This is a genomic window from Streptomyces sp. NPDC023157 (assembly GCF_055560575.1).
This window is the reverse complement of the sequence record NZ_JBVHIL010000001.1, coordinates 872,040-898,538: the sequence shown is the minus strand read 5'-3', so window position 1 is coordinate 898,538 and position 26,499 is coordinate 872,040. Positions and strand designations below refer to the sequence as shown.

At 70.4% G+C, this 26,499-nt stretch carries 22 protein-coding genes and 2 tRNA genes; 20 read left to right on the top strand and 4 right to left on the bottom strand.

Going from position 1 to position 26,499, the window contains the following annotated elements; genetic code table 11:
* Positions 1-2: 2 nt before the first annotated feature.
* Both ACZ3ZE_RS04165 and ACZ3ZE_RS04160 read left to right on the top strand, forming a co-directional pair.
* Positions 3-464, top strand: a complete 462-nt coding sequence (locus ACZ3ZE_RS04165; RefSeq protein WP_442304131.1) for an HD domain-containing protein — start codon at positions 3-5, stop codon at positions 462-464.
* A 160-nt stretch (positions 465-624) separates the two neighbouring features.
* A complete protein-coding gene (locus tag ACZ3ZE_RS04160) occupies positions 625-819 on the top strand; it encodes a hypothetical protein (protein WP_046905580.1) in 195 nt (64 codons plus the stop codon).
* 12 nt (positions 820-831) lie between these two features.
* Here the strand turns inward: ACZ3ZE_RS04160 and ACZ3ZE_RS04155 are convergent, their stop codons facing one another.
* Both ACZ3ZE_RS04155 and ACZ3ZE_RS04150 read right to left on the bottom strand, forming a co-directional pair.
* Positions 832-1,464, bottom strand: coding sequence for an amphi-Trp domain-containing protein (locus ACZ3ZE_RS04155; protein ID WP_467257256.1), 633 nt, complete (start codon positions 1,462-1,464; stop codon positions 832-834).
* Positions 1,465-1,599: 135 nt separating this feature from the next.
* Positions 1,600-1,673, bottom strand: a tRNA-Gly gene (locus ACZ3ZE_RS04150).
* Positions 1,674-1,806: 133 nt separating this feature from the next.
* Here ACZ3ZE_RS04150 and ACZ3ZE_RS04145 point away from each other — a divergent pair.
* The 5 genes from ACZ3ZE_RS04145 to clpX all read left to right on the top strand — a co-directional run bounded on the left by ACZ3ZE_RS04145 (position 1,807) and on the right by clpX (position 6,459).
* Positions 1,807-1,883: transfer RNA gene (locus ACZ3ZE_RS04145), tRNA-Pro, on the top strand.
* Positions 1,884-2,029: 146 nt separating this feature from the next.
* Positions 2,030-3,409: a trigger factor gene (gene tig, locus ACZ3ZE_RS04140; RefSeq protein WP_361163133.1), complete on the top strand. Its 1,380-nt coding sequence runs from the start codon at positions 2,030-2,032 to the stop codon at positions 3,407-3,409.
* A gap of 260 nt (positions 3,410-3,669) precedes the next feature.
* Positions 3,670-4,287 (top strand): ATP-dependent Clp protease proteolytic subunit, encoded by a 618-nt coding sequence (locus ACZ3ZE_RS04135; protein ID WP_361163135.1) that lies wholly within the window; start codon positions 3,670-3,672, stop codon positions 4,285-4,287.
* Positions 4,288-4,356: 69 nt separating this feature from the next.
* The gene (locus ACZ3ZE_RS04130) at positions 4,357-5,019 is read left to right on the top strand and encodes an ATP-dependent Clp protease proteolytic subunit (RefSeq protein ID WP_361163137.1); all 663 of its coding nucleotides are present in this window, start codon (positions 4,357-4,359) and stop codon (positions 5,017-5,019) included.
* Positions 5,020-5,175: 156 nt separating this feature from the next.
* Positions 5,176-6,459, top strand: coding sequence for an ATP-dependent Clp protease ATP-binding subunit ClpX (gene clpX / locus ACZ3ZE_RS04125; RefSeq protein WP_015033605.1), 1,284 nt, complete (start codon positions 5,176-5,178; stop codon positions 6,457-6,459).
* A gap of 64 nt (positions 6,460-6,523) precedes the next feature.
* Here clpX and ACZ3ZE_RS04120 read toward each other — a convergent pair whose 3' ends face one another.
* The gene (locus ACZ3ZE_RS04120) at positions 6,524-7,498 is read right to left on the bottom strand and encodes a hypothetical protein (protein ID WP_361622531.1); all 975 of its coding nucleotides are present in this window, start codon (positions 7,496-7,498) and stop codon (positions 6,524-6,526) included.
* Between the two features lie 138 nt (positions 7,499-7,636).
* Here ACZ3ZE_RS04120 and ACZ3ZE_RS04115 point away from each other — a divergent pair, with 138 nt between their 5' ends.
* Together ACZ3ZE_RS04115 and ACZ3ZE_RS04110 are read left to right on the top strand one after the other, a co-directional pair.
* Positions 7,637-10,258, top strand: a complete 2,622-nt coding sequence (locus ACZ3ZE_RS04115) for a valine--tRNA ligase (protein WP_361622534.1) — start codon at positions 7,637-7,639, stop codon at positions 10,256-10,258.
* A 524-nt stretch (positions 10,259-10,782) separates the two neighbouring features.
* On the top strand, positions 10,783-11,940 hold the full coding sequence (locus ACZ3ZE_RS04110; protein WP_467257254.1) for a sensor histidine kinase: 1,158 nt from the start codon (positions 10,783-10,785) through the stop codon (positions 11,938-11,940).
* 52 nt (positions 11,941-11,992) lie between these two features.
* On the opposite strand, the gene ACZ3ZE_RS04105 is transcribed toward ACZ3ZE_RS04110, so the two are convergent.
* Positions 11,993-13,015, bottom strand: coding sequence for a rod shape-determining protein (locus ACZ3ZE_RS04105; protein ID WP_442304134.1), 1,023 nt, complete (start codon positions 13,013-13,015; stop codon positions 11,993-11,995).
* Between the two features lie 101 nt (positions 13,016-13,116).
* Between ACZ3ZE_RS04105 and folC the strand changes: the two genes are divergently transcribed.
* The 11 genes from folC to ACZ3ZE_RS04050 all read left to right on the top strand — a co-directional run bounded on the left by folC (position 13,117) and on the right by ACZ3ZE_RS04050 (position 26,392).
* Positions 13,117-14,616, top strand: a complete 1,500-nt coding sequence (gene folC / locus ACZ3ZE_RS04100) for a bifunctional tetrahydrofolate synthase/dihydrofolate synthase (RefSeq protein WP_361163147.1) — start codon at positions 13,117-13,119, stop codon at positions 14,614-14,616.
* A 3-nt stretch (positions 14,617-14,619) separates the two neighbouring features.
* The gene (locus ACZ3ZE_RS04095; protein ID WP_467257253.1) at positions 14,620-14,976 is read left to right on the top strand and encodes a DUF4233 domain-containing protein; all 357 of its coding nucleotides are present in this window, start codon (positions 14,620-14,622) and stop codon (positions 14,974-14,976) included.
* A gap of 63 nt (positions 14,977-15,039) precedes the next feature.
* Positions 15,040-15,453 carry a nucleoside-diphosphate kinase gene (gene ndk / locus ACZ3ZE_RS04090; protein ID WP_361622537.1) on the top strand — a complete coding sequence of 138 codons (414 nt, stop codon included), beginning with the start codon at positions 15,040-15,042 and terminating at the stop codon, positions 15,451-15,453.
* 291 nt (positions 15,454-15,744) lie between these two features.
* Positions 15,745-16,764 carry a rod shape-determining protein gene (locus tag ACZ3ZE_RS04085; protein ID WP_329420584.1) on the top strand — a complete coding sequence of 340 codons (1,020 nt, stop codon included), beginning with the start codon at positions 15,745-15,747 and terminating at the stop codon, positions 16,762-16,764.
* 119 nt (positions 16,765-16,883) lie between these two features.
* Positions 16,884-17,918 (top strand): rod shape-determining protein MreC, encoded by a 1,035-nt coding sequence (mreC, locus tag ACZ3ZE_RS04080; RefSeq protein WP_467257251.1) that lies wholly within the window; start codon positions 16,884-16,886, stop codon positions 17,916-17,918.
* Positions 17,915-18,583 (top strand): rod shape-determining protein MreD, encoded by a 669-nt coding sequence (gene mreD / locus ACZ3ZE_RS04075; RefSeq protein ID WP_361163154.1) that lies wholly within the window; start codon positions 17,915-17,917, stop codon positions 18,581-18,583. Before mreC ends, mreD begins: the two co-directional genes overlap by 4 nt.
* 19 nt (positions 18,584-18,602) lie before the next feature.
* Positions 18,603-20,867 carry a penicillin-binding protein 2 gene (gene mrdA / locus ACZ3ZE_RS04070; protein ID WP_467257249.1) on the top strand — a complete coding sequence of 755 codons (2,265 nt, stop codon included), beginning with the start codon at positions 18,603-18,605 and terminating at the stop codon, positions 20,865-20,867.
* Between the two features lie 4 nt (positions 20,868-20,871).
* Positions 20,872-22,071 (top strand): rod shape-determining protein RodA, encoded by a 1,200-nt coding sequence (gene rodA / locus ACZ3ZE_RS04065; protein WP_361163158.1) that lies wholly within the window; start codon positions 20,872-20,874, stop codon positions 22,069-22,071.
* A 51-nt stretch (positions 22,072-22,122) separates the two neighbouring features.
* Positions 22,123-23,667 (top strand): CYTH and CHAD domain-containing protein, encoded by a 1,545-nt coding sequence (locus ACZ3ZE_RS04060; RefSeq protein WP_467257247.1) that lies wholly within the window; start codon positions 22,123-22,125, stop codon positions 23,665-23,667.
* A 52-nt stretch (positions 23,668-23,719) separates the two neighbouring features.
* Complete coding sequence (locus ACZ3ZE_RS04055) at positions 23,720-25,651, top strand: TIGR03960 family B12-binding radical SAM protein (protein WP_361163162.1); 1,932 nt, start codon at positions 23,720-23,722, stop codon at positions 25,649-25,651.
* Positions 25,652-25,768: 117 nt separating this feature from the next.
* The gene (locus ACZ3ZE_RS04050; RefSeq protein ID WP_361163164.1) at positions 25,769-26,392 is read left to right on the top strand and encodes a hypothetical protein; all 624 of its coding nucleotides are present in this window, start codon (positions 25,769-25,771) and stop codon (positions 26,390-26,392) included.
* Positions 26,393-26,499: the final 107 nt, after the last annotated feature.

The window sequence follows — 26,499 nt, the reverse complement described above, 5'->3', positions numbered from 1 at the left end:
CCATGACCGGCACCCCGTACCTCACCCTCGCCGAGATCGAGACCCTCGCCGTCGCGGCCCACGCGGGCCAGACCGACAAGGCCGGGCGGCCGTACGCGGAGCACCTGCGGGCGGTCGCCGAAGGGGTACGGGCCCGGGGCGGCGACGAACGGCAGATCGCGGCGGCCTGGCTGCACGACGCCGTCGAGGACGCCGCCCTGTCCGCCGAGTGGCTCGCGGACGCGGCCCTGCCCCCGGAGGTCAAGGACATGGTGCGGGCGCTCACCAAGCGCCCGGGGGAGGACCTGGAGGGCTACACCCGGCGGATTCTGGCCACGCCGGGTGCCCTGCTGGTCAAGGAGGCCGACCTCGCGCACAACGCGGATCCGGCCCGCCTCGCCGTCCTCGACCCGCCGACCCGGGACCGCCTGACGGCCAAGTACGCCCGGGTCCGGGGCCTGTTGGGGCTCGTTCCGCCGAACTGATCAAGACGAATTTCGTCATGTTGGCTGATTTTCGACGGCGATGATTCGTCACCCACCCCTGCGGGGCAGGTAGTTGGTGGCACGATAGATGCGGCGGGGGTGTTCTGTGACGTGCGCTCCCGGGCGGCAAGGCGGGGACCGACCGAGGGTGTGATCAGTTGTGGCCATTTCACTATCTGTGGTGCTGCTGTTGGCGATCATCCTGGTGGTGCTGATCCGTGGCGGAAACCTGAAGGCCGGCCCGGCCGTCGTCGCGGTCCTCTTCGGCTTCTTCCTCGCCTCGACGGGCATGGCCGACGACATCCAGCGCTTCCTGGACTCGATAACGCAGACGGTCGGCTCCATCAAGTTCTGACCCGCCCCGCCGTCAGCCCCCCTTGGGGCCGGACTTGGCCGACTTCCCGGCAGGCTTGGCGACCGCCTTCTCGGACACCTTCTTGGCCGACGCCTTGGTCGAAGGCTTGGTCGAAGGCTTGGTAGGCGCCTTGGTGGACGGCTTGGCCGAGGACTTGGCTGCCTTCGTGGCCGCCTTCTTGGCGGGCTTGGCCGCCGGTTTCGCGACCGTCTTCGTGACCGACTTCTTGACCAGCGCCTTGACGGCGGAGTTCGAGGCGGGCTTCTTGGCCTCCGGCTTCCCGGCAGGCTTCGCCGCGGACTTCCCGGTGCCGGCCTTCGCCCCCGACTTCTCAGCCCCGGCCTTCGCCGTCGGCTTCTCGCCCCCGGCCTTCGCCTCCGGCTTCCCGGCCCCGGCTTTCGTCTCCGACTTCCGGGGCTTGCCCGTCGCCCACTTGAGTTCGATCTCCAGCTCGATCTCCCCTTCCTCGACCTCGACCTCCACCTCGGCGGCGAGCTCGTCAGGGATCCGCAGGCTCAACGTCCCCGCCCCCAGTTTGAGCTCGGCCTCCCCGCCCTTCCGGAGTGCCTCGGCGAGTGCCGTCAGCTGATCGGCGGCTTCGGTGCGGGACAGTGAGCGCTTCTGCTCGAACTTCAGATCCTTCATGACGGCCTCCGACCCCACACGGGGACAAGCAGGAATAAACCGGACAGCGCCCATTCTGTTGCCCCGCACCGGACCCGGCATCCCGCGACATGACTCAGGCCCCTCCGGATGCTGTCCGGAGGGGCCTGAGTCGTGTGGAGCGGGCGACGGGAATCGAACCCGCGTAGCTAGTTTGGAAGACTAGGGCTCTACCATTGAGCTACGCCCGCACAAGGTGTGCCGCGAGGCCATCGGCCCCGGCGACGGACGTCATCGTAGCGGGTCCTCGCAGGTCCCCGCACACCCCTCGAAAAGAGGGGGCATCACACCGTCCCCGTCCATGTACCCTACGTGTCGCACCGACGGGGTGTGGCGCAGCTTGGTAGCGCGTCCGCTTTGGGAGCGGAAGGCCGTGGGTTCAAATCCCGCCACCCCGACCAGGCAAGATCGCATTGTGGGCCGTGAGGCGCTTGCGGTTACTATGCAAGCTGCGTGCCCGCGTGTCTCTCTGACCGGGCCGATCGGCTGGAACCGCCCCCGGGTGGTACCGGCGAAACCAGGAATCAGCCACCAAGGAGACCGAACCGTGAAGAGCGCCGTGGAGACCCTGAACCCGACCCGGGTTCGGCTCACTGTCGAGGTGCCCTTCGAGGAGCTCAAGGACAGCCTCGACGCGGCGTACAAGAAGATCAACCAGCAGGTCACGGTCAAGGGCTTCCGTAAGGGCAAGATCCCGGCTCGTGTGATCGACCAGCGGTTCGGCCGTGGTGCGGTGCTGGAGGAGGCCGTCAACGACGCGCTCCCGAAGTTCTACACCGAGGCCGTGAACGAGGCCGAGGTCAACCCGCTGGGTCAGCCCGAGGTCGACATCACGGAGCTGAAGGACGGCGAGCTGCTGGCCTTCACCGCCGAGGTCGACATCCGCCCGGCCATCGAGATCCCGGACTTCTCCGGCATCGAGGTCGAGGTCGACGCGGTCGAGGTCACCGACGAGGACATCGAGAAGTCCGTGGAGCAGCTCCGCGACCGCTTCGCGTCCACCAACCCGGTCGAGCGCGCCGCCGCCGAGGGTGACGTCATCACCATCGACCTGGAGGCCAAGGTCGACGGCGAGGTCCTGCCCGACGGTGTCGCCAGCGGTGTCTCGTACACCATCGGCTCCGGCGAGCTCCTCGACGGCATCGACGAGGCCGTCACCGGCCTGGAGGCCGGCGGCGAGGCCACCTTCACCTCGCAGCTGAAGGGCGGCTCCGCCGAGGGCAAGGACGCCGAGGTCACCGTCAAGGTCCTCACCGTCGCCGCCCGCGAGCTCCCCGAGCTGGACGACGAGTTCGCGCAGCTGGCGTCGGAGTTCGACACCCTCGACGAGCTCAAGGCCGACAGCCGCAAGCGCCTTGAGAACATGAAGCAGTTCGACCAGGCCACCCAGGCCCAGGAGCGCGTCCTGGAGAAGCTCCTGGAGCTGGCGGAGATCCCCGTCCCCGAGAAGCTGCTCGAGGACGAGGTCAACACCCGCAAGCACAACCTGGAGCACCACCAGCTCGGCCAGATGGGCCTGAGCCTGGAGAAGTACCTGGAGTTCCAGGGCAAGACGGTCGAGGAGTTCGAGGCCGAGACCAAGGACCAGGCCGTCAAGGGCATCAAGACGCAGTTCATCCTCGACGAGCTGGTCAACAAGGAGAAGCTGAACGTGGAGCAGGAGGAGCTCACCGAGCACCTCATGCGCCGCGCCGCCTCCTCCGGCATGTCCCCCGACCAGTTCGCCCAGGCCGTCGTCCAGGGCGGCCAGGTGCCGATGCTGGTCGGCGAGGTCGCCCGCGGCAAGGCGCTCGCGCTGGTCGTCGAGGCCGCCAAGGTCGTCGACACCAACGGTGTCGAGGTCGACCTGTCCGACGAGGACGAGGAGCAGGCCACCGAGACGGTCGAGGCCGTCACCGGTGAGGCCGAGGTCTCCGAGGAGAAGTAAGCCTCCCCGGGTGACGCGGGGGGCTCCGGCCCCGCGCTGAACCCGTGCCACGGGCCCGGACGCACAGCTGTGCGCCCGGGCCCGTGGACGTACCGGGACCCGTTCATGCGCCGCCAACTACCTTGCGCTCCCAGCGAACAGTTCGGGAAGCGGGATGGCGTTGTCCTACCTGCGCGTTAGGGTCCATGAATACGAGGGCAATGCCCTCAGAACGAGACGCTGAGACGGCCCGGTGCCGTCGGAGACGAGCAGGTGGATACGTGACGAATCTGAAGCCTTACGCCGCGGGTGAGCCGTCCATCGGTGGTGGCCTCGGCGACCATGTCTACAACCGGCTGCTCGGCGAGCGCATCATCTTCCTCGGCCAGCAGGTCGACGACGATATCGCCAACAAGATCACCGCCCAGATGCTCCTGCTCGCCGCCGACCCGGCGAAGGACATCTACCTGTACATCAACAGCCCCGGTGGCTCCGTGACGGCCGGCATGGCCGTCTACGACACCATGCAGTACATCCCCAACGACGTCGTGACCATCGGTATGGGCATGGCGGCCTCGATGGGCCAGTTCCTGCTCACCGGCGGCACCCCCGGCAAGCGCTTCGCGCTGCCGAACACCGACATCCTGATGCACCAGGGCTCCGCCGGCATCGGTGGCACCGCCTCCGACATCAAGATCCAGGCCGAGTACCTGCTCCGCACGAAGCAGCGCATGGCCGAGATCACCGCGCACCACTCCGGTCAGACCGTCGAGGCGATCATCCGCGACGGCGACCGCGACCGCTGGTTCACCGCGGACGAGGCCAAGGAGTACGGCCTCATCGACGACATCATCACGCACGCCGCGGGTGTTCCGGGCGGCGGCGGCACGGGCGCCTGAGCAGCGCCGGCACCCCGCCGAAGAGCCCCAGCCCCCCCGCCGAACGCCACCAGGACGGTGAACACCCAGATGCAGAACAACCTCTCCCCTAGCGGCCTCTACACCGGCGCGCCGATGGACAACCGCTACGTCGTGCCGCGCTTCGTGGAGCGCACCTCGCAGGGCGTGCGCGAGTACGACCCGTACGCGAAGCTGTTCGAGGAGCGCGTGATCTTCCTCGGCGTGCAGATCGACGACGCCTCCGCCAACGACGTCATGGCGCAGCTCCTGTGCCTGGAGTCGATGGACCCGGACCGCGACATCTCGATCTACATCAACAGCCCGGGCGGCTCCTTCACCGCCCTCACGGCCATCTACGACACGATGCAGTTCGTGAAGCCGGACATCCAGACGGTGTGCATGGGCCAGGCGGCCTCCGCCGCGGCCGTGCTGCTCGCCGCCGGCACCCCCGGCAAGCGGATGGCCCTGCCCAACGCCCGCGTGCTGATCCACCAGCCGTCCGGCGGCACCGGCCGTGAGCAGCTCTCCGACCTGGAGATCGCGGCCCGCGAGATCCTGCGCATGCGCAGCCAGCTGGAGGAGATGCTGGCCAAGCACTCCTCGACGCCGATCGAGAAGATCCGCGACGACATCGAGCGCGACAAGATCCTGACGGCCGAGGACGCCCTCGCGTACGGCCTGGTGGACCAGATCGTCTCGACCCGCAAGAGCACGGCCCCCGCGGCACACTGACGCTCGACCTTCCCTCGCCGTGGTTGGTGTGGCCGAATCCCGTCCATGCCAACCGCGCCAAGGGGGGCCCGAACGAGGGGCCCGGCAAGGTACCGTCGAATATGAGGCACCAGGAGTCGCTGAACCAAGCACTCCCAGGCGAAGGGGAAGCACCTCGTGGCACGCATCGGTGATGGCGGCGACCTGCTCAAGTGCTCGTTCTGCGGAAAGAGCCAGAAGCAGGTGAAGAAGCTCATCGCAGGACCCGGTGTGTACATCTGCGACGAGTGCATCGACCTCTGCAACGAGATCATCGAAGAGGAACTCGCGGAGACGAGCGAGGTGCGCTGGGAGGAGCTTCCCAAGCCTCGCGAGATCTACGAGTTCCTGGAGGGCTATGTCGTCGGCCAGGAGCCGGCGAAGAAGGCCCTCTCAGTCGCGGTGTACAACCACTACAAGCGCGTCCAGGCCGGCGAGAACGGCGGCGCGCAGGGCCGGGACGACGCCATCGAGCTGGCGAAGTCCAACATCCTGCTGCTCGGCCCGACCGGCTCCGGCAAGACGCTCCTGGCGCAGACCCTGGCCCGGATGCTCAACGTCCCGTTCGCCATCGCGGACGCGACGGCGCTCACGGAGGCCGGCTACGTCGGCGAGGACGTCGAGAACATCCTGCTCAAGCTGATCCAGGCGGCGGACTACGACGTCAAGAAGGCCGAGACCGGGATCATCTACATCGACGAGATCGACAAGGTCGCCCGTAAGAGCGAAAACCCGTCGATCACGCGTGACGTCTCGGGCGAGGGCGTGCAGCAGGCCCTCCTCAAGATCCTGGAGGGCACCACCGCCTCCGTCCCGCCGCAGGGCGGCCGGAAGCACCCGCACCAGGAGTTCATCCAGATCGACACGACGAACGTGCTCTTCATCGTGGGCGGCGCGTTCGCCGGCCTGGAGAAGATCATCGAGTCGCGTGCGGGCGCCAAGGGCATCGGCTTCGGGGCGACCATCCGCTCCAAGCGGGAGATCGAGGCGAGCGACCAGTTCCAGGAGGTCATGCCGGAGGACCTGGTGAAGTTCGGGATGATCCCCGAGTTCATCGGCCGTCTCCCCGTCCTGACCTCGGTGCACAACCTGGACCGCGAAGCCCTCCTCCAGATCCTCGTCGAGCCGCGCAACGCACTGGTCAAGCAGTACCAGCGCCTCTTCGAACTCGACGGCGTGGAGCTGGACTTCGACCGCCCGGCCCTGGAGGCCATCGCCGACCAGGCGATCCTCCGCGGCACCGGCGCGCGCGGCCTGCGCGCCATCATGGAAGAGGTCCTCCAGTCGGTGATGTACGAGGTCCCGTCCCGCAAGGACGTGGCCCGCGTGGTCATCACCGCCGACGTGGTCCGCAACAACGTCAACCCGACGCTGGTCCCGCGGATCGTGAAGAACGACGGCAGGCACGAGAAGTCCGCCTGACCCGAAGCGACACGAAGGGGCGCCCCGCCGTTCGGCGGGGCGCCCCTTCGTCGTCGGCGCCGGATCAGATCTTGACGCGGACTTCCTTGCGGAGCTTCGCGGTGATGGTGGCGGCGTCCTCGGGAGAGGTGCCCTTGCCGCTCAGCAGGGAGGCCATGTCCATGGGGATCACGAACCCGAGCGTGCTGTGGTCGCCCCAGACGCACACCGACATGGAGAACTCCTTCGGGCCGGCGGCGCCCGTGTCACCCGTGTCGGGCTTGCTCTTCATCTGCTGGCACTTCAGGACCGCGCCGTCGAGGCCGTCGGGCGTGAACTCCTGGGGGTCGCCCACGAGTTCGGCCTCGCCCTTCTTGTCCTTCTCGGACTCCGCCTTCATGCTCGCGAAGAAGGCGTCGACGACCGCCTCCGGGTCGGCGATCTCACCGTAGACGCCGCCGAGCTGCAGCAGCTTCCCGCCCAGCGGGTTGGCCTCGTTCTTCACCTCGTAGGAGGCCTTGACCTCCTTGGCGTTCTTGACGCCGTTCTTCTCGGCGTCCTTGAGGAAGTCGTCCTCGCCCGACTTGCTGCTGCCGTCCTCGGACTTCTTGTACTCGCCGAGCACCGTGGCCGGGGTGATCAGCTTGTGCGGGCCGTCGTCGGCTATCGAGGCGCCACCGCCACCCCCGCCGATCACGAAGTACGCGCCCACCGCCAGCGCCGCGACCACGGCGACGCCGGCGATGATCCAGCCGGCCTTGCTCTTCTTCGGGGCCGGCGGCGGGGGCAGGTAGCCGCCGGGGCCCTGCGGGGCGCCGTACGGGGGCTGCTGGCCGTACGGGCCGGGGGGCTGGCCCTGCTGCGGGTAGCCGTACGGCTGCTGCTGCGGCGGGACACCCTGGGGGGCCTGCTGCGGGTAGCCGTAGCCGGGCTGCGGGGGCTGCGGCGGCTGCCCGTACGGGCCGGGCTGCTGCGGCTGCTGCCCGTAGGGCCCCGGCTGGCCGTACGGCCCGGGCTGCTGGGGCTGGCCGCCGTACGGGCCCGGCTGGTTGTAGCTCATGGACAGGTTCCCCTCACAAGATGTTTATGCCTGGCGAACATCCTGTCGGAAGCCCTGTGCCGCCGGGGCAGTGGGGCCCACACCGTTACGGAACAATCGAGTTTCAGGACCACCCCCGGATCCCCCTAAACTGGCCCGGTGACCGAGAACACTCAGCAGCAGACGACAGCCACCCCCGAACTGCCGACCGCGTACGCGCCGGCCGAAGTAGAGGGGCAGCTGTACGAGCGCTGGGTAGAGCGGGGCTACTTCGAGGCGGACGAGAAGAGCGACAAGCCTCCGTTCACCGTCGTCATCCCGCCGCCGAACGTCACCGGCTCGCTCCACCTGGGCCACGCCTTCGAGCACACGCTGATCGACGCCCTGACCCGCCGCAAGCGCATGCAGGGCTACGAGACGCTGTGGCAGCCGGGCATGGACCACGCCGGCATCGCCACCCAGAACGTCGTCGAGCGTGAGCTCGCCAAGGAGGGCAAGTCCCGCCACGACCTGGGCCGCGAGGCCTTCGTCGAGCGCGTCTGGCAGTGGAAGGCCGAGTCCGGCGGCCAGATCTCGGGGCAGATGAAGCGCCTCGGTGACGGTGTCGCCTGGTCCCGCGAGCGCTTCACCATGGACGAGGGCCTGTCCCAGGCCGTCCAGACCATCTTCAAGAAGCTCTACGACGACGAGCTGATCTACCGCGCCGAGCGCATCATCAACTGGTGCCCGCGCTGTCTGACCGCGATCTCCGACATCGAGGTCGAGTACCAGGACGACGACGGCGAGCTCGTCTCCATCCGCTACGGCGAGGGCGACGCCGAGATCGTCGTCGCCACCACCCGCGCCGAGACGATGCTGGGTGACACGGCCGTCGCCGTCCACCCGGACGACGAGCGCTACCGGCACATGATCGGCACCGAGATCGAGCTGCCGCTCACCGGCCGCCGCATCCCGGTCGTCGCCGACACGCACGTCGACCCCGCGTTCGGCACCGGCGCCGTCAAGGTGACGCCCGCGCACGACCCGAACGACTTCGAGATCGGCCAGCGCCACGACCTCCCGTCGATCGCCGTCATGGACGAGCACGCGGTCATCACGGTCCACGGCCCGTTCCTCGGCCTGGACCGCCTGGAGGCCCGCTCCGCCATCGTCGCCGCGCTGCGCGCCGAGGGCCGGATCGTCGCCGAGAAGCGTCCGTACACCCACTCCGTCGGCCACTGCTCGCGCTGCAAGACCACCATCGAGCCGCGTCTGTCGATGCAGTGGTGGGTCAAGGTCGGCCCGCTCGCCAAGGCCGCCGGTGACGCGGTCCGCGACGGCAAGGTCAAGATCCACCCGCAGGAGATGGAGAAGCGGTACTTCGACTGGGTCGACAACCTGCACGACTGGTGCATCTCGCGTCAGCTGTGGTGGGGCCACCGCATCCCCGTCTGGTATGGCCCCAACGGCGAGATCGTCTGCGTCGGCCCCGACGAGCAGCCGCCGAGCGGCGAGGGCTGGACCCAGGACAGCGACGTCCTGGACACCTGGTTCTCCTCCGGCCTGTGGCCGTTCTCCACGCTCGGCTGGCCCGAGCAGACCGAGAGCCTCAAGAAGTTCTATCCGAACTCGGTCCTGGTCACCGGCTACGACATCCTCTTCTTCTGGGTCGCCCGGATGATGATGTTCGGTCTGTACGCGATGGACGGCACCCCGCCGTTCCACACCATCGCCCTGCACGGCATGGTCCGTGACCAGAACGGCAAGAAGATGTCGAAGTCCTTCGGCAACGTGGTCAACCCGCTGGACTGGATGGACACCTACGGCTCCGACGCCGTGCGTTTCACCCTGGCCCGTGGCGCCAACCCCGGTGTCGACGTCCCGATCGGCGAGGACTGGGTCCAGGCGTCCAGCAAGTTCGCCAACAAGATCTGGAACGCCACGCGCTTCGCGCTGATGAACGGCGCGACGATCGAGGGCGAGCTGCCCGACCCGTCCGAGATGACCGCCACGGACCGCTGGATCCTGTCGCGGCTCAACGAGACCGTCGCCGACGTCGACGCGTTCTACGACGACTACCAGTTCTCGAAGCTGTCGGACGCGCTCTACCACTTCGCGTGGGACGAGGTCTTCGACTGGTACGTCGAGCTGTCGAAGACGACGTTCTTCGCCGGCGGCGAGGGCGCGCGGGTCTCCGGGCGGGTCCTCGGCGAGGTCCTCGACGTCATGCTGCGGCTGCTGCACCCGGTGGTCCCGTTCGTCACCGAGACGCTGTGGACCACGCTGACCGGCGGCGAGTCCCTCGTGATCGCCGACTGGCCGAAGGACAGCGGCTTCCGCGACGCCGCCGCCGAGCAGGAGATCGCGCTGGTCCAGCGGGTCATCACCGAGGTCCGCCGGTTCCGCAAGGAGCAGGGCCTCCAGGACGCCCAGAAGGTGCCCGCGCGCCTGACGCTGGCCGGCACCCCGCTCGCCGCGCACGAGGCCGCCATCCGCCAGATCCTGCGCCTCCAGCCGGAGGGCGACGGCTTCGCCGCCACCGCCACCCTGCCGGTGGCCGGCGCCGAGGTCGCGCTGGACCTGTCCGGCACGATCGACGTCGCCGCCGAGCGCAAGCGTCTCGCCAAGGACCTCGCCGCCGCCGAGAAGGAGAAGGCGCAGGCCCAGGGCAAGCTGGGCAACGAGGCGTTCCTCGCCAAGGCGCCGGACAACGTGGTCGACAAGATCCGTGGCCGCCTCGCCAAGGCGGACGAGGACATCGCCCGCATCCAGGCGCAGCTGGAGAAGCTGCCGCAGGCGTAGCGGGCAGCGGGACGTACGCGGAAGGGCCCGGAACCACGACTGGTTCCGGGCCCTTCCGCGTACCCCCGACGCCTCCGTCCCCCCTCAGGACTCCGTGGCGACGGGACCGACCCCGGCGAAGAGGTGGTACGCGTACAGCCACAGCGCGAGGCCCCACAGCGGCGATCCGGGTGACGGGGGCGCGCGTCCGGTACTCCTTCCAGGAAGCGGCGCCGCTCGTCGGGCCGGTCGAGCATCCCGGCGACGTGGTCGAGCAGCGGGTCCCGCGGGGCGCCGGGGGAGACGTCGAGCCCGTCGGGCAGCCGCAGCAGTCCGGGGAAGCGGCGGTTCACCCGGACGAGCCGCAGCTCTCGGTCGACGAGCATGGCCGCCTGGGGGAGGGCGTCGAGGACGTCGCCGATGAGCGACCACTGCTCCTGGGATGCTTCGTACACATTTCAGAGTCAAACAGCAATGTGGGCGAAGTGCCCCATCTCACACGAGACGGGACTTCAGGTCCTCGGCGGCGGGACCAAGGACCCGGGATGATGGAGGGCATGCTCCGCCTCCCCGCCTTCCCCGCGCTGCGCCGTTGTGCGGACCGGTGGGCCGTGTCGCCCCGCGCCATGGACGTCGTCGCCGCCGTCAGCGCCTTCGGCCTGATGGTCCTGGACGTTCCGGGCCTCGCCCGCGCCGACAACTCGCTCACCGGCGTCACCGCGACCCTCGTCCTCGCGGCCGGCGCGGCCACGCTCGTGCTGCGCCGGAAGGCGCCGTGGGTGCCGTTCGTGGTGGCGCTCTTCCTGATGGGCTGGCTGCACGAGCTGACGATGGTCCAGTTCGCGCTGTACTCGCTCGGCCGCTTCCGGGGCCGGCGGGTCGCCGTGGTCGCCACCCTGCTGTACGTCGCCACCGCCTACGCCCTGTTCAACCTGCCCGGCTGGCCCGCCAAGCACGGCGAGACCCTCAGCGAGTTCCTGGGCCTGGTCGTCCCGATCGGCGCGCTGGCCGCGGGCGTCGGCATCGCCGCGTACCGCCAGGACCTCGTCCTCGCCCTCCAGATCCAGCGCAACGAGGCCGCCGCCCGGCAGGCCGTCCAGGAGGAGCGGATCTCGGTCGGCCGGGACGTCCACGACCTGGTGGGCCGGGAACTGACGGTGCTCGCCGTGCGGGCCGAGGTGCTGGCCGTACGGGCCCGGGGCGACGCGCACCAGAAGGACTTCGAGGAGCTCGCCGACACCGCCCGGCGCGCCCACCACATGCTCAACGAGACCATCGTGCGGCGCGCCGACGGGGCCGCGGCCACGCCCGGCCTCGAAGGGCTCGCCGCGCTCGCCGAGGAGAGTGAGCGGATGGGCAGCCCGGTGGACCTGAAGGTCGCCGAGGAGGCGAAGGCGCTGTCGCCGCTGCGGCAGACGGCCGTGCACCGGGTGGTGCGGGAGTGCCTGACGAACGCGGCCAAGCACGCGCCCGGTCTGCCGGTGACCGTCTCGATCACGGTCGAGGACGAGAGCCGGAACGTGCGCGTCGCGGTCCGCAACCCGCTCCCCAGGACCCCGCCGGACCGCGCCCCCGTCTCCACCGGCACGGGCCTGTTCTCCATGGAGGAGCGGGTCACCAGCATGGGCGGCTCCCTCCGGGCCGGCCGGGAGCACGGCGCGTACGTGGTGACGGCGCTGCTGCCGACGGGGTTCGCGCGCTAGACGCATTGCCCTGTGAGCGTGGCCCGGGCGGCCCTGGAGCAGCCGCCCCCCGCTACCGGACCACCTCCGCCTTCCCCAGCACCCGCTGCAACCCGTCGAAGTCCTCCACGCACCGCCCCGAGCCCAGTGCCACGCAGTCCAGCGGGTCGTCGGCGACGAAGACCGGGATGCCGGTGGCCGAGGCCATGCGCAGGTCCAGGCCGGGGAGCAGGGCGCCGCCGCCGGTGAGGACGATGCCGTGTTCCATGACGTCGCCCGACAGCTCCGGGGGGCACTCCTCCAGGGTGACCCGCACCGCCGCGATGATCGCTTCCACCGGCTCGTCGAGCGCCGTCCGTACCTCCGGCACGGTCAGTTCGACCGTGCGCGGCAGGCCGCTGACCTTCTCGCGGCCCCGCACGGTGAAGGTGGAGCGCTCGAACTCCTCGCCGCCCGGCACCGGCCAGGCCGAGCCGATGGCGATCTTGACGTCCTCGGAGGTCCGCTCGCCGACGAGCAGCGAGTGCTCCTTGCGCACGTAGTCCGCGATGGCGGTGTCCATCCGGTCGCCGCCCACCCGCAGGGACTGCGCGGTGACGATCCCGCCGAGCGAGATGACGGCCACCTCGGTCGTGCCGCCGCCGATGTCGACGACCATCGAGCCGCGCGGGTCCGACACGGGCAGGCCGGCCCCGATGGCCGCCGCCATCGGCTCCTCGATGAGGTGGACCGCCCGCGCGCCCGCGGAGTGCGTGGCGTGCACGATGGCGCGCCGCTCGACCGGGGTCACCCCGCTCGGCACGCACACCACCATCCGGGTGCGCGGGCGCCGGCGCCCGGGGACGGCCTTGCGCACGAAGTGCCGGATCATCTCCTCGGCCGCCTCGTAGTCGCTGATCACGCCGTCCCGCAGCGGGCGGATCGCGGTGATCGAACCGGGCGTGCGGCCGATGGTCTCCTTCGCCTCCGCGCCGACCGCGAGCGCAGCCCGCGAGCCGGCCTGGACCGCCACCACGGACGGTTCGTTGAGGACGATGCCCTGGCCACGGGCGTAGAGGAGGGTGTTGGCCGTGCCGAGGTCGATACCTATGTCCATGATCGCCAAGTTTGCCCGGCGGGCCGGACGGGCGGCGGGCCGAAGGTCCCGAATGGGGTGGGTCCAACGTCCTGTCGGCCCCCCTCCGTAGACTGAGGGGCGTGAGTGAGCCGAGCGACCGCAGCGACCAGTTCGAAGACATCGTCGACAACGAGACCGACCGGGATCCCGACCTGGCGGTGATCGAGGCCGGCAGCCGCACCCTGCGCGCGATGGCCGGCCCTCCGCAGGGCGACCCGGTCCCTTCCCGCCCGCTCGACCCCGAGGTCGACAAGGCACTGCGCGAGGTGGAGACCGAGCTCTCGACCCGCTGGGGCGAGACCAAGCTGGAGCCGTCGGTCACCCGGATCGCGGCCCTCATGGACGTGCTCGGCGAGCCGCAGCGCGCCTACCCCTCGATCCACATCACCGGCACCAACGGCAAGACCTCCACCGCCCGCATGATCGAGGCCCTGCTCGGCGCCTTCGACCTGCGCACCGGGCGGTACACCTCGCCGCACGTGCAGACCATCACCGAGCGGATCAGCCTGGACGGCGCCCCGATCGACCCCGAGCGCTTCGTCGAGACGTACCAGGACATCAAGCCGTACGTGGAGCTGGTCGACGCCCGCGAGGAGTACCGGCTCTCCTTCTTCGAGGTCCTCACCGGAATGGCGTACGCGGCCTTCGCCGACGCCCCGGTCGACGTGGCCGTCGTCGAGGTCGGCATGGGCGGCACCTGGGACGCGACCAACGTGATCGACGGCTCCGTCGCCGTCGTCACCCCCATCGACCTGGACCACACCGACCGGCTCGGCGAGACCACCGGCGCGATCGCCGGCGAGAAGTCCGGGATCATCAAGCCGGACGCCACGGTCATCCTGGCCCAGCAGCCGGTCGACGCGGCCCAGGTGCTCCTGAAGAAGGCCGTCGAGGTCGACGCGACCGTGGCCCGCGAGGGCATGGAGTTCGGCATCGCCTCCCGCGAGGTGGCGGTCGGCGGCCAGCTGCTGACCCTGCGCGGCCTGGGCGGCGAGTACGACAACGTCTTCCTGCCGCTGTACGGCGCGCACCAGGCGCACAACGCGTCCGTGGCGCTCGCCGCGGTCGAGGCCTTCTTCGGCATCGGCTCGGAGCACGCCCGCACCCTGGACCTGGACACGGTCCGCCGGGCCTTCGCCCAGGTGGCCTCGCCGGGCCGCCTGGAGGTCGTGCGCTCCTCGCCGACGGTCATCCTGGACGCCGCGCACAACCCGCACGGCGCGCGGGCCACCGCCGACGGCATCACGGAGTCCTTCGGCTTCTCCCGGCTGATCGGCGTCGTCTCCACCAGCGGCGACAAGGACGCCCGGGGCCTCCTGGAGGCCTTCGAGCCGATCTTCGCCGAGATCGTGGTCACGGCGAACTCCAACCCCCGGGCCACCGACGTCGACGCGCTGGCCGCGATCGCGGTCGAGGTCTTCGGCGAGGACCGGGTGGTCGTCGAGCCGCGGCTGGACGATGCCCTGGAGGCGGCGATCACCCTCGCCGAGGAGCACGACGAGTACGCGGGCGCGGGTGTCCTCGTGACCGGTTCGATCTTCACGGTCGGTGACGCCCGACTGCTGCTGAAGCGGGGCTGACCGATGCGCGTGCTCTGTTCCTCGACGCTGATCGGCGAGTTCTTCGTGATCGGGTTCGCCGGTCTGGTCGCCATGAAGGACGACTCCCTGGAGATGTCCACGATCTGGACCGTCTGCGGGATCGCCATGGTCCTGTCGGTGCTGCTGTGCGGGATGATCACCCGTCCGGGCGGCGTGCAGCTGGGCTGGGTGCTCCAGCTGGGCCTGGTCGCCAGCGGGTTCGTGGTGCCGGTCATGTTCTTCCTCGGCGCGGTGTTCGCCGTGCTGTGGTGGGCCTCGGTGCACTACGGCAGGAAGATCGACGAGATCAAGGCGGGCTGGGCCGCCGCCGAAGGCTCCGCAGGGCCTGACGCTGCGTGATCGTGGCCGGTGCGGGCCCTGTAGCCTCAAGGCCCGCACACCGTTTTCCGAAGGAGTTCCCCCGTGAGCCAGCGCACGCTCGTCCTGCTGAAGCCCGACGCCGTCCGCCGTGGCCTGGTCGGCGAGATCATCGGCCGCATCGAGCGGAAGGCCGGCTGGACCCTCGCGGCCCTGGAGATGCGCGAGCTGGACCAGGACACCCTGGAGCTGCACTACGGCGAGCACAAGGGCAAGCCGTTCTACGAGCCGCTGATGGGCTTCATGGCCTCCGGCCCGGTCGTCGCGCTGGTCGTCGAGGGCGAGCGGGTCATCGAGGGCCTGCGCACCCTGGCCGGCCCGACCGACCCGATCGCCGCCGCCCCCGGCTCCATCCGGGGCGACTTCGGCACGATCGTGCGGGAGAACCTGATCCACGCCTCGGACTCCGAGGAGTCCGCCGACCGCGAGCTGAAGATCTTCTTCCCCGGTCTCGTCTGACCTGCGGCTGATCTCCCGTCAGCCGATCAGCGCCACGCCCTGGGGCGACCGAAGGAATTCGGTCGCCCCCAGGCATATGAACGTCAATCCCGGGAACGGATCGCCGCGTCCTACCGTCACCTATACAGAGGTGGGCAGAGGCGGTCCGCCGCGCGGTATCCGGGCGGGCGGCACTACGATGGAAAACTCCACGCCGTACCCTCCTCAGCCACTACCTCGCCGACCTGAGAAGCCGTCAACGCTCCGCTAGGGAAGGCCCGACGCATCCTCATGGGAAACAAGGGGAACTCAATGTCGTTCATCGGCCGTGACATGGCTGTCGACCTCGGGACCGCCAACACGCTGGTGTACGTCAGGGGTCGCGGCATCGTTCTGAACGAGCCGTCCGTCGTCGCGATCAACACCAACACCGGCGGCATCCTCGCGGTGGGCGCCGAGGCGAAGAAGATGATCGGCCGGACGCCCGGCAACATCGTCGCCGTCCGCCCGCTGAAGGACGGCGTGATCGCCGACTTCGAGATCACGGAGCGGATGCTCCGTTACTTCATCCTCAAGATCCACAAGCGCCGCTACCTGGCCCGCCCCCGCGTCGTCGTCTGTGTGCCCTCCGGCATCACCGGAGTCGAGCGCCGCGCCGTCATCGAGGCCTCCACCCAGGCCGGCGCCCGCCAGGTGCACATCATCGAGGAGCCCATGGCCGCCGCCATCGGCGCGGGCCTCCCGGTCCACGAGGCCACCGGCAACATGGTCGTCGACATCGGCGGCGGCACCACCGAGGTCGCCGTCATCTCCCTCGGCGGAATCGTCACGGCACAGTCCATCCGGGTCGCCGGCGACGAGCTCGACAACGCGATCATCCAGCACATCAAGAAGGAGTACTCGCTCCTCCTCGGTGAGCGCACCGCCGAGCAGATCAAGATCACCATCGGCTCCGCCTACGACCTCGACCAGGACGAGCACACCGAGATCCGCGGCCGTGACCTCGTCTCGGGCCTCCCCAAGACCGTGGTCATCTCCGCCGCCGAGGTCCGCAAGGCCATCGAGGAGCCGGTCAACGCGATCGTCGACGCGGTGAAGACCACGCTCGACAAGTGCCCGCCCGAGCTCTCCGGTGACGTCATGGACCGCGGCATCGTTCTCACCGGAGGCGGCGCCCTGCTCCGCGGCCTCGACGAGCGGCTGCGCCGGGAGACCGGCATGCCGATCCACATCGCCGAGGACCCGCTGGACTCGGTGGCGCTCGGATCCGGCAAGTGCGTCGAGGAGTTCGAGGCCCTCCAGCAGGTCCTCGACGCCCAGCCGCGCCGCTGACCCGGCACCGTACGCACGGCCCCTGAGGGCCGTCACCGACAACTCCATCCACCCCCGGGCCCCCGGGCCCGGGGCGCGTCACCCCCCGTAACCATCGAGGAAGGGCACGGCCGCCGCACGTGAGGGACACACGAGAGAGCCGGCTGCTCCTGGTGCTGCTGATCGCCATCGCGTTCGCATTGATCACGGTGGACATCAGAGGAGGCCAGGAGTCGCCGGTCGACGGTGCCCGACAGGCCGCGGCCGCGGTCTTCGGTCCCGTCGAGAACGGAGTCGCCTCGGCGGTCGACCCGATCGGCAACGCCATAGGAGCGGTCCGCGACTCCGGGGAACGGCACAACCGGATCGCCGCCCTGGAGCAGGAGAACGCCGCCCTCAAGGCCAAGCTGGGCAGCGACGACCGCAACCGCAACCGGCTGCGCGAGCTCGACGCCATGCTGAAGACCGCCGGCGCCGGCCAGTACGGCATCAAGGGCGCCGAGGTCATCGCCATAGGAGCCGCCCAGGGCTTCTCCTGGACCGTCACCATCGACGTCGGCGCCCGCGACGGCATCCGCCGCGACATGACCGTCCTCAACGGCTCGGGCCTCGTCGGCCGCGTCACCACCGTCGGCCCCTCGACCTCCACGGTCCTGCTGGCCAACGACCCCGACTTCACCGTCGGCACCCGCATGGAGAAGTCCGACGAACTCGGCTTCGCCACCGGCCAGGGCGACCGCCCGCTCCTCGTCCAGCTGCTCAACGGCAAGGCCAAGGTCAAACAGGGCGACCGGCTCGTCACCTTCGGCTCCCAGGCCGACAAGCCCTTCGTGCCCGGCGTGCCCGTCGGCGAGGTCGTCCGCGTCGACCCGGCGGGCGGCGGCCTCACCCGCAACATCTACGTCCGCCCGTACGTCGGCTTCACCAAGCTGGACATCGTCGGCGTCGTCGTCCAGGCCCCGCGCAGCGACCCGCGCGACATGGTCCTGCCACAGAAGCCCAAGCCCGCCCCGACCGTCACCGTCACGGTCACCCCGCCGCCACCGGACGGACAGCAGGCCGGCCTGCGGCAGGGCGACGCCCAGCAGAAGCCCGACGGGCAGGCCGCCGACCAGCCGAACCGGCAGGGCGATCCGAATCAGCAGCCGCAGGACCAGGGGGACGCAACGCCGTGAAGGTCAACCGCATCCTCCTCTCGGCCGCGCTCGTCGTCGTCGCGCTCGTCGTCCAGGTCTCCGTCCTCGCCCGGCTCCAGCTCCCCGGCGCCGTCCCGGACCTCGTCCTGCTCACCGTCGTCGCCCTCGCCCTCGTGTACGGGCACGTCACCGGCGCCCTCGTCGGCTTCACCGCCGGCCTGCTCGCCGACCTCGCCCCGCCCGCCGACCACGCCGCCGGGCGCTACGCCCTCGTGCTCTGTGTCGTCGGCTACCTCTGCGGCCTCGCCCGCCCCGAGAACGGGCGCCTGAAGTCCGCGTCCGGACCGATGGCCGTGGTCGTCGTCGCCGCCCTCGGCTCCACCCTGCTGTACGCCGGCGTCGGCGCCCTCGTCGGCGACACCGCCGCCCGCCATGTGGGCCTCGGCTTCCTGCTGTTCACCGCGGCCCTCTACGACCTGCTCCTCGCGCCCTTCACCGTGCCACTGATCATGGCGCTGGCCCGGCGCGCGGAGAACGACCCGCTCGCCGACGCCACCGGCGCCAACGGAGCCGACGTGTCCTCCGGCTGGCTCTCCTCCGGCACCGGCCTGCGGATCGGCAACCAGCGCGGCGGCCTGCGCGTCAAGGCCGCCCGGACCCGCGCCTCACGCGCCGGACGCATCAAGGGAGTCAAGCGACTGTGACCCAGGGGGCAGCGGCAGCATGAGCAACATCCCCGAGACCGGGCGGACCCCGCGGGTCCAGATCCGGCTCGTCGTCATCCAGGTCCTCGTCTTCTCCCTGCTCTTCACCCTCGGCGGACGCCTCTGGTACCTCCAGATCCGCAACGGCCAGGAGTACACGGACGAGGCGAAGAACAACCACGTCCAGCAGGTCGTCCAGCCCGCCGTCCGCGGCTCCATCCTCGACGCCCGAGGCGTCCCGCTCGCCGACAACGAGACCCGCCTCGTGGTCTCCGCCTCGCGCACCGAGCTGATGAAGATGAAGGACGACGGCAAGGCCGTCCTCACCCGGCTGGCCGGCGTCCTCGGGATGAAGCCCGACGAGGTCGTCCACAAGATCCGGCTCTGCGACTCCAAGACCCCCAAGCCCTGCTGGAACGGCTCGCCCTACCAGCCGATCCCCGTCACCGACGAGGCCACCACCCAGCAGGCGCTCCAGATCCGCGAGCGCGCCGAGGACTTCCCCGGCATCACCGCCGAACCCGCCGCCGTCCGCCGCTACCCGGCCCCCGGCAAGTCCCGCACCTCCCAGGTCCTCGGCTACCTCTCGCCCGTCACCGACGGCGAGATCGAGAAGGCCAAGGACAGCGACTCCCCGTACCTGCGCTCCGACCAGGTCGGCCGCTCCGGCCTGGAGCGCACCTACGACAAGGCGCTGCGCGGCAAGGCCGGCGTCACCCGCTACGAGGTCGACAACCTCGGCCGGGTCATCGGCCAGGCCAAGAGCGACGCGGCCGAGCCCGGCGCCAACGTGGTCACCTCCATCGACGCCCGCGTCCAGGCGGTCGCCGAGTGGGAGCTGCACAACGCGATGGTCGAGGCCCGCAAGGTGTACGACAAGAACACCAGCGAGAACTACAAGGCCGACGCCGGCGCCGTCGTCGTCATGGAGGCCAAGACCGGCCGGATCGTCGCCATGGCCTCGCAGCCCGACTACGACCCCAACGCCTGGGTCGGCGGCATCTCCGCCAAGGACTACGCCGCCCTCACCGGCAAGGACTCCAACTTCCCGCTGCTGAACCGGGCCATCCAGGGCCAGGCCGCCCCCGGCTCCATCTTCAAGGTGGTCTCCAGCACCGCCGCCGTCAACGCCGGGTACGACTTCAACGGGCGCTACCCCTGCCCCTCCTCGTACTCCATCGGCAACCAGGTCTTCAAGAACTTCGAGTCCCAGGGCCACGGCTCCATCACCATCGGCCAGGCCCTGGAGGTCTCCTGCGACACCGTCTACTACGCCCTCGCCCACCAGCAGTGGCAGCGGGACGGCGGGATGAAGCCGAAGAAGAACCCGGGGGACTGGTTCTACAAGACCGCCCACCAGTTCGGCCTCGGCGCCGAGACCGGCATCGACCTCCCCAACGAGGTCACCGGCCGCGTCCCCGACCGCCAGTGGAAGCAGAGCTTCTGGGAGGCCAACAAGGACTGGTGGTGCAAGAACGGCAAGAAGGGCGGCAGCTACGTCCAGCAGCTCTCCTACGAGAACTGCCTCGAAGGCAACCTGATGCGTGCCGGTGACTCGGTCAACTACTCGATCGGCCAGGGCGACACGCTCGTCACCCCCATCCAGATGGCCACCATCTACGCCGCCATCTCCAACGGCGGCACGCTGTGGAACCCCAGCGTCGGCAAGGCCGTCATCAGCGCCGACGGCAAGAAGGTCAGCGAGATCGCGCCCAAGTCGCACGGCCGGCTGCCGTTCAACGCGGAGACCCGCGACTTGATAGACGAAGCCCTCGCGGGAGTCGCCACCCGCGGTACCGCCGCCTGGCGCTTCGGCGGCTGGCCGCAGGACAAGATCCCGATGCACGCCAAGACGGGTACCGCGGAGGTCTACGGCAAGCAGACGACCTCCTGGTTCGCCACGTACACCAAGGACTACGCGATCGTCATGACGATCGCCCAGGGCGGTACGGGCTCCGGCGCCTCCGGCCCCGCCGTGCGCAACATCTACGACGCGCTCTACGGCCTCGACGACGCCGGGAAGCAGGACCTGAAGCGGGCCCTGCTGCCGCAGCCGCAGAAGGCGCTGCCGAAGATCGAGCCCGACGGCTCCATCGATGCCCCGCCCATCAAGCCGTACGACCCCGACGCCGGGAAGATCGACCCCGACGCCCCGCTGAAGCAGGTCGCCGACCAGCCCGGCGGCAACCCGCCGGTCGACCCCGCGGACCCCGCCGTGCCGCCGAAGAAGCCGGACGATCCCCAGCCGCTCACCGGCCCGCCCGCCACCCGAGGGAGGCTCTGAACCGATGACCGCACCCCACGGCTTCTCCGTCTCCCGCTACGCACCCGAACGCGGCACGCTGTCCCGGCTGACCGCCCGCGACTCGGTGCTGCGCCGGCTCGACTGGCCGATCCTGCTCTCCGCGCTCGGACTGTCCCTGATGGGCGCGCTGCTCGTCTGGTCCGCCACCCGCGGCCGCACCTCGCTCAACAACGGCGACCCGTACTACTTCCTGTTCCGGCACGTCCTGAACACCGGCATCGGCCTCGCCCTGATGGTCGGCACGGTCTGGCTCGGCCACCGCACCCTGCGCGGGGCCGTTCCGGTCCTCTACGGCCTGTCCGTCCTGCTGATCCTCGCCGTCCTCACCCCGCTCGGCGCCACCATCAACGGCGCGCACGCGTGGATCGTCGTCGGCGGCGGCTTCTCGCTCCAGCCCAGCGAGTTCGTGAAGATCACGATCATCCTGGTGATGGCGATGCTGCTCGCCGCGAAGGTCGACGCGGGCGACCAACTCCACCCCGACCACGGCACCGTCGCCAAGGCGCTGGCGCTCGCCGCGCTCCCCATGGGCATCGTCATGCTGATGCCGGACCTCGGCTCCGTCATGGTCATGGCCGTCATCGTGCTCGGCGTGCTGCTCGCCTCCGGCGCCTCCAACCGCTGGGTCCTCGGCCTCATCGGCGCGGGCGTCCTCGGCGCGGTCCTCGTCACCGCGCTCGGCATGCTCGACGAGTACCAGATCAACCGCTTCGCCGCCTTCGCCAACCCCGACCTCGACCCGGCCGGCGTCGGCTACAACACCAACCAGGCCCGGATCGCCATCGGCTCCGGCGGACTGCTCGGCTCGGGCCTCTTCAAGGGCTCCCAGACCACCGGCCAGTTCGTGCCCGAACAGCAGACCGACTTCGTCTTCACCGTGGCGGGCGAGGAACTCGGCTTCGTCGGCGCCGGACTGATCCTCGTCCTCCTCGGCGTCATCCTGTGGCGGGCCTGCCGGATCGCCCGCGAGACCACCGAGCTGTACGGCACGATCGTCGCCGCCGGCATCATCGCCTGGTTCGCCTTCCAGGCCTTCGAGAACATCGGGATGACCCTCGGCATCATGCCGGTGGCCGGCCTGCCGCTGCCGTTCGTCTCGTACGGCGGCTCGTCGATGTTCGCGGTGTGGGTGGCGATCGGACTGCTCCAGTCGATCCGGGTCCAGCGGCCGATAACGGCCTAGTGCCGCCGGGCCGGACTGCCGCTCGGGCCCGATCGCGTCTAGATTCGTCTCATGGCGGAGACGAAACGCGAGATCGAGCGTAAGTACGAGGCCACGGAGAAGACGGCGGTCCCCGACCTCGTCGGCACCGGGGGCGTGGCCGCCGTCCGGGACGAGGGCGTCACGGAGCTGGACGCCGTCTACTACGACACACCGGACCTGCGGCTGGCCGCCGACGCCCTCACCCTGCGCCGCCGCACCGGCGGCGCGGACGAGGGCTGGCACCTCAAGGTCCCCGTCGCCCCCGGCATCCGCGACGAGATCAGAGCCCCGCTCTCGGAGACCCTCCCGGACTCCCTGGCGGGGCTCCTGCGTTCCCGCGTCCGGCACACCCCGGTCGTCCCCGTCGTGCGCCTCCGCTCCTCCCGCGACGTGCGCCTGCTGCTCGACGCCGACGGCCGCCCGCTCGCCGAACTGTCCGTCGACACCGTCCGGGCCGAGCGCCTCACCGGAACGGGCGAGGCCACCTGGACGGAGATCGAGGTCGAACTCGCCGACGGCCCAGACGGCACCGCCCGCGGCGACGGCGCGGACGAGGCACTCCTCGACGCCGTCGGGAAACGCTTCAAGAAGGCCGGCATCCGCCCCGCGGCCGCCCCGTCGAAGCTGGCCAGGGCCCTGGAGGAGACCGGCATGCCCGTTCCCCGGCGCGCGGGCGGCGGCGGAGCACCCGGCAGCGCGGGACACGCCGTCCTCGCCTACGTACGCGAACAGGCCGACGCCGTCGTCGCCTTCGACCCCGCCGTCCGGCGTGAGCTGCCCGACGCGGTGCACCAGATGCGGGTCGCCTGCCGCAGGCTGCGCAGCACCTTCAAGACGTACCGGAAGGTGCTCGACCGCGCCGTCACCGACCGCCTCGGCGAGGAGCTGAAGTGGCTCGCCGGCGAACTCGGCGCCGCCCGCGACGAGGAGGTCCTGACCGCCCGCCTGACCGCCCGGCTCGACGAGCTGCCGAGCACCCTGCGCCTCGGCCGGGTCCGCGCCCGGCTGCGCGCCCGCGCGGTCCGCCGCGCCGAGGACGCCCGGCGCGCGGTGCTCGCCGCGCTGGACTCCCCGCGCCACCTCGCGCTCCTGGACGCCCTCGACGCGCTCCTCGCCGACCCGCCGCTGCGCGACGCGGCCGCCCACGACGCCCCCGAGGTCCTCGCCCGCGCCGTCCGCAAGGACTTCGACCGGCTCGCCGGCAGGGTCGAGCACGCCCTCGCGCTCGCCCCCGGCCACGAGCGCGACCTCGCCCTGCACGCCGCCCGCAAGGCCGCCAAACGCACCCGCTACGCCGCCGACGCCGCCCGTCCCGTCCTCGGCAAGCCCGCCAAGCGGCTGGCCAAGCGCGTGAAGGCCGTCCAGTCCCTTCTCGGCGAGCACCAGGACAGCGTCGTCGCCCGCGCCGCGCTGCGCGAGATCGCCGGCCAGGCGCACACGGCCGGCGAGACCACCTTCACCTGGGGACTCCTGTACGGACGGGAGGAGGCCGCGGCCGCCGCGGGGGAGCGTGAGCTGCCCGGACTCTGGGAGCGGGCCTCGGCCCCGCGTATCCGGGCGTCCTTGACCCGCTGAGCACCGGGGTACGCTTGAGAGTCGCCCCCCTGCCAGCTCACGAAGGTTCGAGATGTCTGCTGCCGAGTCTGTCTTCCCGCAGCTCGAAGCTCTGCTCCCGCACGTGCAGAAGCCGATTCAGTACGTCGGTGGAGAGCTGAACTCCACGGTCAAGCCGTGGGAGTCCGCCGACGTCCGCTGGGCTCTGATGTACCCGGACGCGTACGAGGTCGGTCTGCCCAACCAGGGCGTCATGATCCTCTACGAGGTACTCAACGAGCGCGAGGGCGTCCTCGCGGAGCGCACCTACAGCGTGTGGCCGGACCTCGAAGAGCTGATGCGCGAGCACAAGGTGCCGCAGTTCACCGTGGACAGCCACCGTCCCGTCGGCGCCTTCGACGTCTTCGGCCTGAGCTTCTCCACGGAGCTCGGCTACACCAACATGCTCACCGCCCTGGACCTGGCCGGCATCCCGCTGGAGGCGAAGGACCGGACGGTCGACCACCCGATCGTGCTCGCCGGCGGCCACGCGGCCTTCAACCCCGAGCCGATCGCGGACTTCATCGACGCGGCGATCATCGGCGACGGCGAGCAGGCCGTGCTCGACATGACCGAGATCATCCGCCAGTGGAAGGCCGAGGGCCGTCCCGGCGGACGCGAGGAGGTCCTGTTCCGCCTGGCCAGGACCGGCTCGGTGTACATCCCGGCGTTCTACGACGTCGAGTACCTGCCGGACGGGCGGATCGGCCGGGTCGTCCCCAACAAGTCCGGTGTGCCGTGGCGCGTCTCCAAGCACACCGTCATGGACCTCGACGAGTGGCCCTACCCCAAGCAGCCGCTCGTCCCGCTCGCGGAGACCGTCCACGAGCGCATGTCCGTCGAGATCTTCCGCGGCTGCACCCGCGGCTGCCGCTTCTGCCAGGCCGGCATGATCACGCGCCCCGTGCGGGAGCGAAGCATCACCGGCATCGGCGAGATGGTGGACCGCGGCCTGAAGGCGACCGGCTTCGAGGAGGTCGGCCTGCTCTCGCTGTCCTCCGCGGACCACACGGAGATCGGTGAGATCGCCAAGGGCCTCGCCGACCGCTACACCGAGGACAAGATCGGCCTCTCGCTGCCGTCGACCCGCGTGGACGCGTTCAACGTCGACCTCGCCAACGAGCTGACCCGCAACGGGCGCCGCTCCGGTCTCACCTTCGCCCCCGAGGGCGGCTCCGAGCGCATGCGCAAGGTCATCAACAAGATGGTCTCGGAGGAGGACCTGATCCGGACCGTCTCCACCGCGTACGGCAACGGCTGGCGCCAGGTGAAGCTGTACTTCATGTGCGGCCTGCCGACGGAGACCGACGAGGACGTCCTGCAGATCGCCGACATGGCGATCAAGGTGATCGCCGAGGGCCGCAAGGTCTCCGGCCAGAACGACATCCGCTGCACCGTCTCCATCGGCGGCTTCGTGCCCAAGCCGCACACCCCCTTCCAGTGGGCCCCGCAGCTCTCCGCGGAGGAGACCGACGCGCGTCTGCTGAAGCTGCGCGACAAGATCCGCGGCGACAAGAAGTACGGCCGCTCGATCGGCTTCCGCTACCACGACGGCAAGCCCGGCATCGTCGAGGGCCTGCTCTCCCGCGGCGACCGCCGCATCGGCGCGGTCATCCGCGCGGTGTACGAGGACGGCGGTCGCTTCGACGGCTGGCGCGAGCACTTCTCGTACGACCGCTGGATGGCGTGCGCCGAGAAGACCCTGCCCGACTTCGGGGTCGACGTCGCCTGGTACACCACCCGCGAGCGCACCTACGAGGAGGTCCTGCCCTGGGACCACCTGGACTCCGGTCTCGACAAGGACTGGCTCTGGGAGGACTGGCAGGACTCGCTCGACGAGACCGAGGTCGAGGACTGCCGCTGGACCCCGTGCTTCGACTGCGGCGTCTGCCCGCAGATGGACACGCAGATCCAGATCGGCCCGACCGGCAAGACGCTGCTGCCGCTGACCGTCGTGAACAAGTAGGACGCGCACGGCGAGCGCCATAACGCTCTGGTGACGGCCCGGCGAAGGGGAAACCCTTCACCGGGCCGTCGCGTCGTTCCGGTCATGAACACGGAAAACCCAGGTTGTCTCACCGCGGTGGCACGAGGCATCGCCCTCGTGGTCGTCGTCCCCCTCCGGCTGGTCTGGGACGCCGTCGCGTACTGCCTGAGGCACCTGTGGCGCTGGGTCCTCGCCCCGGTCTGCCGTGCCCTCGGATGGCTCATCGACGTGCTGATCGTCACTCCGCTCCGCTGGCTGTGGCGCTGGGTCGTCGTCCCGGTCGCCCGGGCCCTGTGGTGGCTGGTCGACACCCTGCTCCTGACCCCGCTCGGCTGGCTCTGGCGCTGGGTCGTCGTCCCCGTCGCCCGCGCCCTGTGGTGGCTGGTCGACCTGGTGATCGTCACCCCGTTCGGCTGGCTCTGGACGTACGTGCTCGCGCCCGTCGGCCGGGTACTGGGCGCCGCCCTGAGGGTGGTGGGCGCCGCGCTCGCCTGGGCCTGGCGGATCGCCGGCGAGATCTCCCGGGCCGTCGGCCGCGCCGTCTCCTGGGTGCTGTGGCAGGCGGTCGGCCGCCCCCTCGCCTGGACCTACCGCGTCGTCCTCACCCCCGTCGGCCACTGGCTGCGCACCTACGCGCTGCACCCGGCCGCCGAGGTCGCGCGGGCCGTCCGCACCGCCACCCGGGAGGTGTGGCGGGCTCTCTTCGGCGGGCCCGCCTGACCGGCCCGGGGAACCACAGGTGGTCTTGGCGCGTACTCTGGGTAGTACAACGAACGTCCCCGGCGCGGCGCCCGCACCCGAGATCTCCCCGTCCCCACGGGGGTGAG

Coding starts and splice junctions, on each gene's coding strand:
- ACZ3ZE_RS04110 (WP_467257254.1), top strand. CDS start 10,783: ATGATGGAGGGCATGCTCCGCCTCCCCGCCTTCCCCGCGCTGCGCCGT.
- ACZ3ZE_RS04060 (WP_467257247.1), top strand. CDS start 22,123: ATGGCGGAGACGAAACGCGAGATCGAGCGTAAGTACGAGGCCACGGAG.
- ACZ3ZE_RS04055 (WP_361163162.1), top strand. CDS start 23,720: ATGTCTGCTGCCGAGTCTGTCTTCCCGCAGCTCGAAGCTCTGCTCCCG.
- rodA (WP_361163158.1), top strand. CDS start 20,872: ATGACCGCACCCCACGGCTTCTCCGTCTCCCGCTACGCACCCGAACGC.
- ACZ3ZE_RS04120 (WP_361622531.1), bottom strand. CDS start 7,498: ATGAGCTACAACCAGCCGGGCCCGTACGGCGGCCAGCCCCAGCAGCCC.
- mrdA (WP_467257249.1), top strand. CDS start 18,603: ATGAGCAACATCCCCGAGACCGGGCGGACCCCGCGGGTCCAGATCCGG.
- ACZ3ZE_RS04105 (WP_442304134.1), bottom strand. CDS start 13,015: ATGGACATAGGTATCGACCTCGGCACGGCCAACACCCTCCTCTACGCC.
- ACZ3ZE_RS04085 (WP_329420584.1), top strand. CDS start 15,745: ATGTCGTTCATCGGCCGTGACATGGCTGTCGACCTCGGGACCGCCAAC.
- ACZ3ZE_RS04155 (WP_467257256.1), bottom strand. CDS start 1,464: ATGAAGGATCTGAAGTTCGAGCAGAAGCGCTCACTGTCCCGCACCGAA.
- ACZ3ZE_RS04165 (WP_442304131.1), top strand. CDS start 3: ATGACCGGCACCCCGTACCTCACCCTCGCCGAGATCGAGACCCTCGCC.
- ACZ3ZE_RS04095 (WP_467257253.1), top strand. CDS start 14,620: ATGCGCGTGCTCTGTTCCTCGACGCTGATCGGCGAGTTCTTCGTGATC.
- ACZ3ZE_RS04130 (WP_361163137.1), top strand. CDS start 4,357: ATGCAGAACAACCTCTCCCCTAGCGGCCTCTACACCGGCGCGCCGATG.